Genomic DNA, 14,969 nt, shown 5'->3' on the forward strand with positions numbered 1-14,969 from the left:
TTTTTAATGCTATAAGTTAAATAGCGCCAAACTGATGGCAATCATACCCATGCCGCCCACCAGTCCATACACTGTTTCGTGTCCATCAGAATAACGCTTGGCAGCGGGCAGCAGCTCATCCATCGCCAAAAACACCATCGCCCCTGCAATAATCCCAAATACCCACCCAAAGACATTAGGTGATAAAAATGGTGCCAAAATCACATAACCCAAAATGGCGCCCATCGGTTCTGCAAGCCCTGAAATAAAGCAGCATAAAACGGTCAAGCGCTTGTTTTGAGTGGCGAAGTAAATGGGGGCGGCGATTGAGATCCCTTCAGGAATATTATGTACGGCGATCGCAAATGCCAAAGGCGCGCCAAGCGTTGGGCTTTCTAAAGTAGCAAAGAATGTCGCCAAGCCCTCAGGGAAATTATGCGCAGTAATCGCAAATGCCGACATCAGCCCAATTCTTTTTAAATAGCTTTGGGTTTTGTCTTGAAACTTTGGATCATTGACATCAAGCGTCTCATGCGGATTTGGGATCAGGCGATCCAAAAGTAAAATTGCCAACAATCCTGCCAAAAAGGCAAAAGTTGCCCAAGTAAACCCAATTTTACTCATTTCATCAAAACTTTGAACCGACTTTGAGAATATTTCAGTCAAAGAAACAAAGACCATCGCCCCAGCCGAAAATGCCAAACCAAAAGCCAAGATGCGCGGGCTGGGCGTTTTTTGAAAAAAAACCAAGGCGCTACCGAGCACCGTCGCAAGACCTGCAGCAAGTGTGATCAAAAACGCGATTGCTACATTATCTACAATCATAAAGCCATTCATCGCATAGGTATAAAAATAGTCAGTTACCAATTGAGCAAGATACCACTGACCAAATCAAAAATCCAGTAAAATCATTCACTCATTCATAAAAAAAGCTCATCACATATATACGATGAGCTTTTTTAGTGGATCTATTTATCGCAAATTATTTTGCTAAAACAGAAACGTAACGACGGTTAAATTGACCTTTAGTTTCAAATTTAACTACGCCCTCAGTCAAGGCAAATAGCGTATGGTCACGACCCATACCTACACCTTCACCGGCATGGAATTCAGTACCACGTTGACGAACGATGATGTTACCAGCAACAACATCTTGACCACCAAATACTTTTACGCCAAGCATTTTTGGGTTAGAATCACGACCGTTACGAGTAGAACCTGCGGCTTTTTTATGTGCCATGAGAATATCTCCTGTTAAAATACCGATGGGCAATGCCCTAGGTATCAAATACTAATGTGGTGAATTAAGCGTTGATGGCTTTGATTTTTAGCTCAGTGAACCATTGACGGTGACCTTGCTCTTTGTGGTAGTGCTTACGACGACGATGCTTTACGATGCGCACCTTCTTGCCACGACCATGCTCAACCACTTCAGCTTCTACACTCGCACCAGCAACCAAAGGCGCACCGATTTTGATGTCAGCGCCATCAACAACCATTAGCACGTCTTCAATGTTTAGCGTCTCGCCTTTTTCAGCTTTTAGCAGTTCAACTTTCAAAGTTTCGCCAACGCTAACACGGTGTTGTTTACCGCCGCTTTTAATTACTGCGTACATCTTGAGTTCTCCAGATAAACCTGTGTGCCGTGGTCATCCCTTTGATGACTCTTGATAACGAACACGACAAGGATGCAAAATAAGGCGGTATTATATAAAATTCTGCCAAAAAACGCAAGATAATTTTCAAAATTTTGTTCATTATTAGACAGCTTGCATAGACTGCCAAATAGCTGTCGTCAATCCATCACCTGATCAGCATGCGCGCGTATCTTGATCATTAGATCTGATACCATTTGTGCTGTAAAGCGTGTGTTTAGATTCAGGATGAGCACATCGCCAAGCTGACGCTCGGCCATCACCGCCTGATCGTCAAGCGTAATAATCGCGACTTGATTACCTTGGCGGCTGATGAGCAGGCGATTGGATTTGGGCACAATATCAAAGCCAGGCAGACTTGCTGATAGCATATGATAGAGCTTTTGGCGCTGAGATTTAAGCGGATCGGTGTTTGATAATGCCAAGGTATTACCCAAAGAGCGCTTTGATGGGCGCTTGAGAGCAGGCTTTATAAGCGCCAACAAAAACAGCACCCCTAACAATAAACACAGTCCAATCAACCAACTTAACGCGCTCACAGATTTTTCCTAAAAATTGGGCGATCCATCAAAGGATTATTCTCACCACATTTAGCAACATCAACTCCCAGCATACCCTTATTTTAAAATGATCGCAGTGGATGTAGATGTCATTATTGACTTCCTCCCCGCCCTATCGTTTGGGGATTCCTACAGCTAGACGGTCAAGCCCGACCGCAAGAATGTTCCGACTGGCATTGATATCTCTATCATGCCGTGTGCCACACTTTGCACAAGTCCATTCTCTTATTCGCAAACCTGCTCTACCTTTCGGACTACTGGACATATCGCCACAGCACGAACAAGTTTGGGTAGTGTATCGCTCTGATACGATTACAAAACGGCAACCTGCATTCTTACATTTATAGATCAGTTGCCGTTTAAGCTCAAACCAACCTGCATCGTAAACCGATTTGGCGAGTTTGCCTTTTTTACTGTTAAATTGGGTGGTTTTCACATCACCGACCACGATTAGGGCGTTATCCTTGACTAATTGGGTGGTGAATTTATGAATTAATTCTAACCTTGTATTTTTGATTTTGGCGTGGATTGCCTGTACACGCTTGTTTTTACCTGCACGCTGAGCAATCGCTAACTCTTTGGCATATTTTAGAGTTTGCTTAATATGCAGTTTATCACCGTTTGAGGTGGTCGCACTGTCTTTTAAGCCAAGATCAATACCAACCGAACCTGTGCCACAAGTGGTTTTAGGATGGTTTTTGACAGTAATGCAGGCGTACCAGCGGTGACGGCTGTCTTGGACAATCTCACAGGTGTTGATTTGATATAGTGATAGGTTGTCGCTATCCCATAGGTCAATGACTAGCTTTTGTCCTTTGGCTAGGGATAGTTGCAGGGTTGATTTTAAGCCTTTTTTACCGCTTTGTCGTGTCGCTAGGTGTTTGATGGCTGATTTCTTAAACGGTATCCAGCCCAGTGATTTGCGTTTTGCTGTTGGGCGATTGGTTCGCCACTTAAGCTTAGCTTTTTTAAACTGCTTACGACTTTTTGCATGGGTTTCATTGATGGCTTGAATGGTTTGAGAATGTAAGCCTAGTAGCTCACCGCTACCTTTGGTGTAGTCGTTTAAATCATAGGCAGATAAGAATTTGCCTGTGCGCTGTAAATATTTATAACCCAAGTCATTGACATAATTCCACACGAAATTGACTAAACCACTTAGGCAGTTTAGTTGGTTTGTGTGTTTATCTTTGATGCGTAGCTTGAGTGTTTTCATGGATTTATTATATCATTTTATTAAGCTAAGAGATTAAAAAGTTAGATTTACCACCTTATATCCACCGCCTGAAGTCGCAGGTTTACGGTGGTGGTGGATAAACTTATTTAAGATAAGTGACTTGATTGGACAGCTCATTACCCATTTCGTCATCACTTGGATAGTGCGTTTTTAATAATTCACCAATCTGAGTGATCAGCGCCGTCAAGCCCAGTTGCATCTTACCCTGGCGAAATTGAGCGACTGTGTCATCGCACATTTTTTGCCAATAATCCATATGGGCTTTTTGATCAATGCCGCGATCAGCGATGATCTCAAGGTCGTGCTCGCATAAATTGACATAGACTAGCACGCCAGAGTTATGCTCGGTATCCCAAACCTTATGTGTGGCAAACAAATATAAGGCGCGTTCGCGACAGTCTTGGCTATAAGCATTGGCGATGGGCAAATGATTTTCGATAATCAGGTAAATCTCACCACGATGACCCAGCTCCGCCTGCGTAATCGCTTGTGTTAATGCTGCTTTGACAGTTTTGGTGAGCCAGCGATTATGCAGCGAGGGGATGTAAACCATCTGACGAAACAGTCGTGCCAAGCTTTTGGTTGATTGAATCGTTTGCATTACCAAGAACCTCCTGCACCACCACCGCCGAAGCTGCCACCGCCACCGCCAAAGCCGCCACTACCAAAACCACCGCCGCCGAAGCCGCCGCCTCGCCCGCCGCTACCAAAACCACCGCCACCAGTGATGGGCACTGAGATACCCCGAGCCAATAAAAATACCCATAATATGACTGCAGCAAATATCGCCACAAAAAACCCAGTACCGCTCATCAGTGCTATAACAACAAATCCGCCTGCGCCGATAGTAGCGCCCAAGAATCTTCCAAGAAGCGCTCCCAAAAAAGAGCCAACAATCAGTGCAATGATGAATAAGCCAATGATATCTACATCCACAGCATCATCAGCTTGAGCTTTGGCTTGAGCATCCGCACGAGCCAAACTTTCAGGGTCGGCTCTTAGGCGCTCATCAATGCGCGCAATCCCTGCCGACAGACCTTGAGCATAAGCCCCTGAGCGAAAAGCTGGAGTGATGTCCTCACGAATAATGCGATTCAATGCTGCGTCAGGCAGCACACCCTCAAGCCCATAACCTGTCAAAATATACATATTACGATCATTAACCGCAACAGTAATCAGCAAACCATCATCTGTATCCGCCTGACCCAGCTGCCATCGCTCAGCGACAGCGAGTGAATAATCAAAAATATCCACGCCATCAGTACTTGGAACGATCACCAAGGCAGCTTGAGCTAAGTTATCTTGATAGATACGCTGCAGCTGCTCTGTCAAATGCAGATATTCTGATGGTGTCAATATTTTGGCAGCATCAACCACAGGCGTATTTAAAATCAGCTTATCATGACTGACATTTTGGGCAGTTGAAGTGGGCGTATTGGCAGGTGCTGATTGGGCTTGGACATCTGCCGACTCAGACAAATCAGCCATCTGTCCAAATTCGCGCACAGACTCAGCCAGCGGTGAATCAGGATCACTTTGAGATGCGCGATTGGCGCTAATAATCAAAGCGGCTAAGTCATCTTCGGAGGCAGATGCTGTTGCAGTATTTGATACAGGCTCAGAAGCCCAAGCAGACGCACCCAAAACCAACATAACTGGTAATAAAAGTGCCATTATGCGTCGCTGTATCGCCTGAATATGAGCGTGCATTTTTTGCATTGACTTAACCACGCTGAGCCAATTACTGCGCAGTGCCAGTATTTGAGTTAGCACTGCCTGTATTGGCGTTATTACCAAAGTTTACTGTGGGTGCCGTTGAGATCGCTGCTTCATTTTCGACACTAAAATTAGGCTTAGGCTTCATGCCAAACACCATCGCTGTCAAATTTGTAGGAAATTGACGCACAGTTGTATTATAAGTACGCACATCTTCGATATAGCGATTACGAGCAACGGTAATACGGTTTTCGGTACCTTCTAGCTGAGCTTGTAGATCTTGAAATAGCGCATCTGCCTTCAGATCGGGATAACGCTCAGAGACCATCATCAGACGAGACAGCGCCGAGGTCATCTGACCTTGAGCCTCTTGATACTGCTGCATGGCTTGAGGATCGTTAAGCGCTTCAGGCGTCAGCTGCACGCTGCCCACACGAGCTCTGGCTTCGGCAACTTCACTAAAAACCGCTTGCTCATGCGACGCATAGCGCTCAACGACCTGCACCAAATTGGGCACCAAATCAGCTCGGCGCTGATATTGGTTAACGACTTCAGACCAAGCAGCTGCCGTTTGTTCATCTTGAGCTTGCAAGGCATTATAGCCACAGCCAGACAGTGTTAAAGTTGAAGCCAGCATTGCGCTCATAAGTAGATGTTTTTTCATAATCATTATCTCCAAGATAAAAGGCGGTATGCCGCTAATATGTCTGAATGTGTATTAAAATACAGGCTTTACACCGCTTTTTCAATAACGCTTACCAAAAACCGACAAAACAATTTTGTTTTGACTCTATTTATCAAAAATCTTAAAAAGACTTTAGGATTTGATTATTGTTTGGATTCAAGCCTTAATTAAATTAACATTAAAACTTTTATAAACTCCCTGCTGGGTAAGCTTTTGCTTATCTCTGTCGTCATTATATTAATAAACAAAACAATATAGGCTCAGTCTAAAATCCATCAAAATCGCAAATTGGCTAATGAATTTATCATTGATTGGTTTAAATTTACCCAAAATTCATAATTTTTTACGAAAAATTTCAATTTTTACTAGCTTTTATCGGCATTTTATGGCAAATTGCAACAATCTAAGGCAAAATGTTGCATGTTTTCGGTAGAATGTGGCATTTTTGTATCTCTTAGGGCAAATGGATTGGCTATCAATTATCCAACATCCTAGATTGAGATGGATTGATAGCATAATTGTGGTCTGATCATCCCAATGATAAATTTCTTGGGATAAACGAAGGAATATGCTTATGGAAAGCATGATTGACACCCTCAATGGTATTATTTGGAGCCCTGCACTGATTTATCTGTGCTTGGCTGCTGGTCTATTTTATTCTATCCTTACTCGTTTTGTGCAGCTGCGTCATTTTAAAGAAATGATCCGCCTGCTTTTTTCTCGCAATGATTCACCTGAAGGCATCAGCTCATTTCAAGCACTGACAGTCTCTTTGTCTGGTCGTGTGGGTACGGGTAATATCGCTGGTGTTGCCGCTGCGATCGGCTTTGGTGGTCCAGGTGCAGTATTTTGGATGTGGGTGGTTGCTTTCTTGGGTGCCGCCACTGCGTATACCGAATCAACCCTAGCCCAGATTTATAAAGAAACCGACCGTGGTCAATATCGCGGTGGTCCTGCCTACTACTTTGAAAAATTCTTTGGCGGCGGTTTTGGTAAGTTCTATGGCATTTTGGTTGCCGTATCCTTTATTATTTCTTGTGGTTTATTTTTACCAGGCGTTCAGTCAAACGGTGTTGTCAAAGCCATCACAGGTATTACAGGTGAAGGCAATATGGTGAACACCGCTTTTGGTGCTGTCGGTATGAATACTTTGGTCGTCACACTGATCATGGTGATTATCTTAGGCTTGATCATCTTTGGCGGGATTAAGCGCATTGCTCGTGTTGCCGAATTTGTGGTACCGTTTATGGCGCTTGGCTATATCTTAATGGCGGTATTGATTATTTTATTTAATATCAATCAATTACCAGGCGTCATCAGCTTGATCGTCGGTGATGCCTTTACTGCTCAAGCAGGCTTGGGCGCTGCCATCGGCTGGGGTGTAAAACGCGGCGTATATTCAAACGAAGCAGGTCAAGGTACAGGTCCACACCATGCCAGTGCTGCTGAAGTTGAACATCCTGCACAGCAAGGCATGGTACAGGCATTTTCGGTCTATGTCGATACTTTATTTGTCTGCTCGGCGACCGCTTTCATGATTTTGATGACTGGTATGTATAATATCCAAGGCACGCTGCCAGAAGGACAGTTCTTGGTTCAAAATGTCGATGCAGCAACCATCATCAGCGGACCTGCATTTACCCAGATGGCTGTCTCAAGCATGTTCGGTGGATTTGGTAATCTCTTTGTGGCGGTGGCGGTTTTCTTCTTCTCATTCACCAGCATTATGGCTTACTATTATATCGCAGAAGTGAATGTGGCATATTTGACGCGTTCAATGAAAACCACAGGCGCATTGTTTGTCATCAAACTGGTACTGATCTTCGCTGTGGCTTATGGCGCTATCAACAGCTCAGGCTATATCTGGAACATGGGTGATGTTGGCGTAGGCTTGACCGCTTGGCTAAACATCGTGGGTATTTTGGTCATCTTCTTTATGGCTAAGCCTGCTATTTTGGCGCTCAAAGACTACGAAGCCCAGCAAAAAGCTGGCGTAACCAAGTTTACTTTTGATCCTGTCAAACTGGGCATCAAAAATGCAACCTTCTGGGAAGAGCGCAATAAAAAAGAACAAGGCTAATTCATTTCAAGCCAATAAAAGCCCCATGATATCATGGGGCTTTTATTATATTTGCTAAGTACCTAGCGAACGCCTAGCGATTCTGTGTCTGATACCAATATAATTAAATATCAATTAATCAGCTTTAAGTTAAGCAAAAAATTTGACCCACCAATGGCAGGTCAAATGTACCGATCTTAGATAATTAGAAGAAACCCATCGCTTTGGGCGAATAGCTTACCAATAGATTTTTGGTTTGCTGATAATGCTCAAGCATCATTTTGTGGTTTTCACGGCCAATGCCTGACTTCTTATAGCCACCAAAAGCAGCATGGGCAGGATAGATATGGTAGCAGTTCGTCCATACACGGCCTGCTTGAATAGCACGGCCTGCACGGTAAGCGGTCGTGCCATCACGAGACCACACGCCTGCACCCAAGCCATAGATGGTGTCATTGGCAATTTCCATCGCCTCATCAAAGTCCTTAAAGGTGGTGACTGCCAACACAGGACCAAAGATTTCGTCTTGGAAGATCTCCATGCTATTTTCGCCTTTAAAAATGGTCGGCTCAATGTAATAACCACCGTCCACATCATGACGCGCGCCACCGCCTGTCAAGACTTCGGCGCCTTCGGCCTTGCCTTTATCAATATAGCCCAAGATCTTATCTTGCTGCTCTTGAGAGGCTTGCGCACCAACCATGGTCTCAGTATCTAGCGGATGACCTGTTTTGATTTTCTTGACGCGCTCGACCGCCTTTTTTAAGAATTCTTCGGCGATACTTTCGTGAACCAAGGCGCGTGATGGGCAAGTACATACCTCCCCTTGATTCAGAGCAAACATGGTAAAGCCCTCCAAGGCTTTATCCAAGAATTCATCGTCTTTATCCATAATGTCAGCAAAGAAAACGTTCGGTGATTTGCCGCCCAATTCCAGAGTCACAGGAATGATGTTTTCTGTGGCATACTCCATGATCTTTTGACCCACTTCTGTTGAGCCCGTGAACGCAACCTTACCAATCCTTGGATTGGTCGCCAAAGGCTGACCGACATCAGGTCCAAAGCCATTAACGATATTGAGCACGCCTGGTGGTAATAAGTCTTCAATCAGCTCAACAAGTACCAAAATACTAACTGGTGTCTGCTCAGCAGGTTTTAAGACAATGCAGTTACCCGCTGCCAAAGCTGGGGCTAGCTTCCAAGCCGCCATCAGAATCGGGAAGTTCCATGGGATAATTTGCCCAACCACCCCAATCGGCTCATGATAATGATAAGCAACCGTATCTTCGTCGATCGGAGAAATGCCACCCTCTTGAGCTCGGATACAGCCAGCAAAATATCTAAAATGATCAATCGCCAAAGGAATATCCGCCGCCAAGGTCTCACGCACAGGCTTACCATTCTCCCAAGTCTCAGCGACAGCCAACAGCTCAAGATTTTCCTCCAAACGGTCGGCAATTTTTAATAATAGGTTAGAGCGCTCAGTCGGCGAAGATTTATTCCAAGTTTTTTTGGCTTCATGAGCAGCATCTAAGGCAAGCTCAACATCTTCAGCATTGGATTTGGCAACTTTTGCAAACGGTTTACCATCGACAGGTGAAATATCGTCAAAATACTCACCACTGACAGGGGCGACCCATTTACCGCCGATGAAATTATCATATTTTTCTTTGAAAGTAACTTTACTGCCTTCAGTATTTGGATCGGCATAACGCATAATACAACTCCTTTGTTATCATAAATATCAATAAAAACCGAGCCTAATTTGAGTGTACAAGTTTACTCGGTAAATTCATCATGCCTGAATTTGACTCAATAATCAAGTATATTTTAAAAAATTAACGATGCATTAACACTTTGTGATAGTCACTGTCAATTCATAAGCGATACTCAAAATCCATCCAATAAAAAAGCTCAACTTAATGAGCTTTTATGATAATAGACTTTCATCGAGACAGGGCATCTTTGAGCGTGTCAAGTTTAGTTTCACCCAATAATACCTGATCGAGCTTGCCTTGATGATAAATCAATAGCGCTGGTGGTCCGAATAGTTGATAGCGCGCCAAAATGGCTCGGCTATTTTCTGTGGTCTCAGAGACATCGAGTTTCACCACTTGATAATCATCCATCTCACGGGGTCGATTGGTGAATAATGTCCGCTCCATGATGCGACATTCAATACACCAATCCGCTGTCACATCCACCAAAACTTTATCATGTGCCGCCAAGACATCATCAAGCTCAGCTAATGTATCAATTTTGATATCTTGATGGTTAGACGATGCAAAGCTTGGTACATGCCAAGGTCGCCAAGCGTCATTTGCGCCAATGATCATTCCATAACCCAAAACTGCTGCCCATGCTGCTGGGATGATGGCAAGTAATTTGAAAATTTTTCGGCTTTGTCCCACCGACACAAATAGCCAAGCCGCCAAAGCGGCAAACCACACCATCCACAGCCCCAACATCCATACGGATAAGACAATGCGCTCAATCAATAACAAAGCAACCCCAAGCAGCAAAAATCCGCCCAAGCTACGAATGTGCTGCATCCATGCGCCTGATTTTGGCATCCATTTGCCATGCGCTGTACCCATGACAATCAATGGCACAGAAATACCGATACCCAATGCAAATAACGCCAAAAAGCCAAAAATCACATTACCGCTTGCCGCAACGACCGTCAGTGCACCAGCCATGGGTGCTGAAACACATGGGGACACTACCAATGCTGACAACAGACCTGACAAATAACTACCGCCAATGGTGCCAAGTCGGCTATCGGCTGCTTGCGATTTGGCGGATAACGTGTTTGACAGTACGCTTGGCAGGCGCAGCTGAATCCAACCAAACATAAAAAGTGCAAAAAAGACAAATAAGAGTGCTGCAACCAAAAGAACTTCAACGCGCTGCAACCAAGTTGCGATGCCAAGCGCCTGCCCAAACCAAGCAATCAGCGCCCCAAGTAGCCCATAAGCGGTCGCCACACCCACGCCATAAGCAGAAGACAAAACAAAGCCTCGCTTGGCACTGGATTTGGCGTGCTGACGCGCTACGATATTGGCAACAATGGGAATCATCGGATAAACACAAGGCGTAAACGCAAGCAAAATGCCCGCCAAAAACAAAAAGCCAATCATCAAAATCGGAGACAGATTTTTATCATTCACTTCAGGCAATGTGTGATCGAGGGCAAATTTTTGATCAACATCATTGGCTATCGTAGCTTGAGTAAGGTCATCTGTTCCATCATCAGAAGCCTGAATATCAGAGGCTACTCGCTGTTCATCAAGCTTGCTTTGGTCATCCAAATGTTCACTATTTGTGTCATTTGCAGCCGATTGATCACTTGTTTGGGCAGCCAAAGTCGGTGTTTGGCTTAAATTTTGCTCAGCGGATACAGATGCTTTGGCAGCTGGGCTGGGCTGGGCTTTAGCGGTGGGTGCAACTGACTTGTCTGCTTCTAAGCTGATTTGGGCGGTCGTGATCTCTGGTGGATAACAAAGTCCTGCTTTAGCGCAGCCTTGCCAACGCACCTCAACTGGCTGTTTGTCAATGGTCGTTTGGCTAGACAGCTTAACACGTGCAGTCACATTCTCCTCAAAAACAGGCACGACACCAAATGTGGGATCATCGATGATTGTAGGCATTTTATCAAATACCCACTGCCCAGCGCTGACACCATCAGGCAGCTTGAGTGACAGCCGCTCTTGGTAAATATAGTGCTTGGGCGTAACCTGAAAACTGACAACAAGCTCATCCCCCGACTGAGAGGCAGACACTTGAAATGCTTCATGAACGGGCAAAAATTTTGGCTGACTTGCACCGCCAAATAACGACGCCAAATTATTGGCGGCGGCAGGCATAGCGGCGCCCACCGACGCCGTACTGACTATTGACGCTCCCAAAGCAATCGAATACATGCAATTTTTTAGTTTTGACATGCCACACCCAAATTAAAGATTACTGCATTATTTGATCAAATTTGGCAAATTATACCACGCTTGTATTGCTTGAGTTTTGCTAAATCAAAGATACTAATCGTTAAACCAACATAAAAATCACCCCAAGTGCACTGGCTTGGGGTGAGGTTTATCGATGTTCTTTATTTTTTATTGTCAAACTGCTTAAATGAGTCATTGCGGCTGTCTTCAAACTCAACCCAAACCGCACTGACAATGGCGAGCAGTACTGCAAAACCCAATCCCAAAATCCAAGCAAAATACCACATAATCTACCTCATTAATAAAGTGTTTTTTCGTTTTCTTTGATATAAGCCTTGGTGACTTTTCCTCGCATCACTGCATAGCCCCAGCTGGTATAAGCCAACACGACAGGCAACAAGAAAATCACCACAAAAAGCATAATTAACAAAGTAAAATGGCTTGATGTTGAATCCCAAACGGTCAGGCTTGAGCGCGGATCGGTAGAAGATGGCATATAAAATGGGAATAATGCCACGCCTGCCGTTCCGATGATGCCAAGCAGCGCTAGGCTTGAGCTTACAAATGCGGTCAATGTGCGACCCATTTTTAGTAAAGCAATGGTCACAAGTGGCATCAGTGTACCTAATGCTGGTAGCAGCCATAGCCCAGGATGATTATAAAAATTAGTCATCCAAGCACCAGATTGGATTTGTACTTGTTTTGATAGTGGATCAATTACCGCACCACCATCTACAGCACTTACCAAAACATAACCGTCTAATGTCTGCACCCAAAACCCTGCGATGACAAAAAGCACTGAAGTGATGACCGCGGCAACGGTTGCCGAGTTTTTGGCGCGAGATTGCACATCTTCAATGGTGCGATGCGCCAAATACACACCGCCTTGCATGGTTAGCATGGCAACACTGACCAAGCCACATAGTAAGGCAAATGGTGCCAACAGCTCAAAAAATGAACCAGAATAAGTAGATACCAAATTTTGGTCAAAACTAAACGGCGAGCCAAGCAATAAATTACCGAAAGCCACACCAAAAATCAATGCAGGCACGCTCGATCCAACAAATAACTGCCAATCCCACGTATTGCGCCATTTGTCGTTTTTGATCATGCTGCGGTATTTAAAGCCAACAGGACGGAAAAATAATGCCCACAATGCTGCCATTAATGCCCAATAATAGCCACTAAACGCGGTCGCATACACCAAAGGCAGTGCCGCAAAGATCGCCCCACCAGCGGTAATAAACCAAACTTGGTTACCCTCCCAGTGCGGTCCAATCGTATTGACAATGATGCGTCTTTCGGTATCGGTACGACCCACAAAAGGCAATAGCGTACACACTCCCATATCGTGGCCATCCATGATGGCAAAGCCGATCAGCAAAACACCGACAAGCAGCCACCAAATCAGCTTTAATAATTGATAGTCAAACAATTCATACAGCATGGTTATACCTCCTGCTTATCGGATGGCTGAATTAAATGCTCTGATGCCGTTTCTCCGAAGTACTTACCCGTCCCAAGACTTGCAGGACCAAGACGCACATATTTAAGCATCAAATACACCTCAACGATCGCCAATAGGGTATAAAAAATGACAAACCCCGCCATGGACAAAATCACATTGCTCACATCGATATTAGAAACCGATAAGTGTGTCGGTAAAATCCCATAAACTGTCCACGGCTGACGACCATATTCTGCAACAAACCACCCTGCTTCTGCTGCGATCCAAGGTGCAGGAATCATCACCAATGCAAATTTTAATAGCCAAGGCTTGCTCATAAAATTACCTTTCAAAGTAAAGAATAAGCACAAGCTATATAAAACAAGCATCAGCATACCCATGCCCACCATCACACGGAATGTCCAAAACATCGGAGCGACACGCGGAACACTGTCGTCCACGGCTTTTGAGAGCATTTCTGGAGTGACATCAGCCATGTTATCGGTGTATTTTTTGAGGAGTAGTCCGAAGCCCAAATCTTCTTTATGCTCCTCAAAAACGTCAATCAAGGCTTGTGGATTTTCAACGCCATTTAGCTTATTTTCACGCATCAAATCCAAGGCGCTAACAGCAGTCATGCCGTTCACGATGCGATCGGCATTTAGCTTTTTGATATCATGAATGCCTAAAATCTCAGTATCAAATGAACGCGTACCTAAAACCCCCATGACATAAGGGACGTGAAGCGACCAGTCATTTTTTTGTTCAGCTTCATTAATACCGGCAATGACATTAAAGCCAGCTGGTGCAGGTTCAGTCTCCCACATGGCCTCCATGGTTGCCAATTTGGTTTGTTGAGCTTGTCCGATCGAGTATCCAGATTCATCCCCCAAAACAATGGCGCTACAGATGGCAGCAAAGCCAAATGCCGCCGCAACATGAAAACTGCGCTTAGCAAACGCAATATCCCGCCCTTTTAGCAGATACCACGCTGACACCCCAAGCACAAAAGATGCGCCTGTCACATAGCCTGCCGAGACAGTATGAACAAATTTATTTTGGGCATCAGGATTCAAGAAAACTTCAGCGAAGCTGACCATTTCCATGCGCATGGTTTCATAATTAAATTCAGCACCAACTGGATTTTGCATCCAGCCATTCGCTACCAAAATCCACAATGCCGATAAACTGGTACCCAGCGCCATTAGTACCGTTGTTGTGAAATGCTGCAGCCGAGACATTCTATCCCAACCGAAGAAAAATAGCCCAACCATGGTGGACTCAAGGAAAAAAGCCATCAAGCCTTCGATGGCAAGCGGTGCGCCAAAGATGTCGCCCACATAATGTGAATAATATGCCCAGTTTGTACCGAATTGAAATTCCATGGTTATGCCTGTGGTTACCCCAAGCACAAAATTAATTCCAAATAGCTTACCCCAAAACCGGGTCATGTCTTTCCAAATTTCTTTGCCCGTTGTTAAATAAACGGCTTCCATGATGACCAAAAGCCATGTCATCCCAAGCGTTAACGGCACAAATAAAAAATGGTAAAGTGCAGTCACAGCAAACTGCAGACGTGACATATCAACCAGATGCTCGGTAATCATACCAAATCCCTTAAAAATGACAAAAGCTGTCATTCTCCCAATAAACAGCTTTATATTTTGATGACATCAGTCAAGGCAAC

Annotated in this window: 14 protein-coding genes; 1 reads left to right on the forward strand and 13 read right to left on the reverse strand. The window is 44.6% G+C overall.

The features are described 5' to 3' along the window. Window positions 1-9: 9 nt before the first annotated feature. From zupT to B0180_RS00560, 8 genes are all read right to left on the reverse strand, one after another. Window positions 10-816: a zinc transporter ZupT gene (gene zupT, locus B0180_RS00525; RefSeq protein ID WP_205276503.1), complete on the reverse strand. Its 807-nt coding sequence runs from the start codon at window positions 814-816 to the stop codon at window positions 10-12. Between the two features lie 145 nt (window positions 817-961). Continuing rightward, window positions 962-1,219, reverse strand: a complete 258-nt coding sequence (gene rpmA / locus B0180_RS00530) for a 50S ribosomal protein L27 (protein WP_003659274.1) — start codon at window positions 1,217-1,219, stop codon at window positions 962-964. Window positions 1,220-1,283: 64 nt separating this feature from the next. Beyond that, window positions 1,284-1,595 carry a 50S ribosomal protein L21 gene (gene rplU, locus B0180_RS00535; protein WP_049236325.1) on the reverse strand — a complete coding sequence of 104 codons (312 nt, stop codon included), beginning with the start codon at window positions 1,593-1,595 and terminating at the stop codon, window positions 1,284-1,286. 179 nt (window positions 1,596-1,774) lie between these two features. Continuing rightward, a complete protein-coding gene (locus tag B0180_RS00540) occupies window positions 1,775-2,173 on the reverse strand; it encodes a hypothetical protein (RefSeq protein WP_078255189.1) in 399 nt (132 codons plus the stop codon). Between the two features lie 133 nt (window positions 2,174-2,306). Next, the gene (locus B0180_RS00545; RefSeq protein WP_078255190.1) at window positions 2,307-3,410 is read right to left on the reverse strand and encodes an RNA-guided endonuclease InsQ/TnpB family protein; all 1,104 of its coding nucleotides are present in this window, start codon (window positions 3,408-3,410) and stop codon (window positions 2,307-2,309) included. Window positions 3,411-3,513: 103 nt separating this feature from the next. After that, window positions 3,514-4,032: a TPM domain-containing protein gene (locus B0180_RS00550; RefSeq protein WP_078255191.1), complete on the reverse strand. Its 519-nt coding sequence runs from the start codon at window positions 4,030-4,032 to the stop codon at window positions 3,514-3,516. Then, window positions 4,032-5,150, reverse strand: a complete 1,119-nt coding sequence (locus B0180_RS00555; RefSeq protein ID WP_078255192.1) for a TPM domain-containing protein — start codon at window positions 5,148-5,150, stop codon at window positions 4,032-4,034. The genes B0180_RS00550 and B0180_RS00555 overlap by 1 nt, the downstream gene beginning before the upstream one ends. 22 nt (window positions 5,151-5,172) lie before the next feature. Next, entirely contained in the window at window positions 5,173-5,817 is a 645-nt protein-coding gene (locus B0180_RS00560) for a LemA family protein (RefSeq protein ID WP_078255194.1), read from the reverse strand. A 583-nt stretch (window positions 5,818-6,400) separates the two neighbouring features. Between B0180_RS00560 and B0180_RS00565 the strand changes: the two genes are divergently transcribed. Continuing rightward, complete coding sequence (locus tag B0180_RS00565) at window positions 6,401-7,912, forward strand: alanine/glycine:cation symporter family protein (RefSeq protein ID WP_420866048.1); 1,512 nt, start codon at window positions 6,401-6,403, stop codon at window positions 7,910-7,912. Between the two features lie 184 nt (window positions 7,913-8,096). On the opposite strand, the gene exaC is transcribed toward B0180_RS00565, so the two are convergent. From exaC to B0180_RS00590, 5 genes are all read right to left on the reverse strand, one after another. Beyond that, complete coding sequence (gene exaC / locus B0180_RS00570) at window positions 8,097-9,608, reverse strand: acetaldehyde dehydrogenase ExaC (RefSeq protein ID WP_078255198.1); 1,512 nt, start codon at window positions 9,606-9,608, stop codon at window positions 8,097-8,099. A 229-nt stretch (window positions 9,609-9,837) separates the two neighbouring features. Next, complete coding sequence (dsbD, locus tag B0180_RS00575) at window positions 9,838-11,835, reverse strand: protein-disulfide reductase DsbD (RefSeq protein WP_208609370.1); 1,998 nt, start codon at window positions 11,833-11,835, stop codon at window positions 9,838-9,840. A 161-nt stretch (window positions 11,836-11,996) separates the two neighbouring features. Then, complete coding sequence (cydX, locus tag B0180_RS00580; protein ID WP_049236336.1) at window positions 11,997-12,122, reverse strand: cytochrome bd-I oxidase subunit CydX; 126 nt, start codon at window positions 12,120-12,122, stop codon at window positions 11,997-11,999. Between the two features lie 11 nt (window positions 12,123-12,133). After that, complete coding sequence (cydB, locus tag B0180_RS00585; RefSeq protein ID WP_233424892.1) at window positions 12,134-13,270, reverse strand: cytochrome d ubiquinol oxidase subunit II; 1,137 nt, start codon at window positions 13,268-13,270, stop codon at window positions 12,134-12,136. A 14-nt stretch (window positions 13,271-13,284) separates the two neighbouring features. After that, window positions 13,285-14,889, reverse strand: a complete 1,605-nt coding sequence (locus B0180_RS00590; RefSeq protein ID WP_078255439.1) for a cytochrome ubiquinol oxidase subunit I — start codon at window positions 14,887-14,889, stop codon at window positions 13,285-13,287. Window positions 14,890-14,969: the final 80 nt, after the last annotated feature.

The organism is Moraxella canis (assembly GCF_002014965.1).
Taxonomy (GTDB): Bacteria; Pseudomonadota; Gammaproteobacteria; order Pseudomonadales; family Moraxellaceae; genus Moraxella; species Moraxella canis.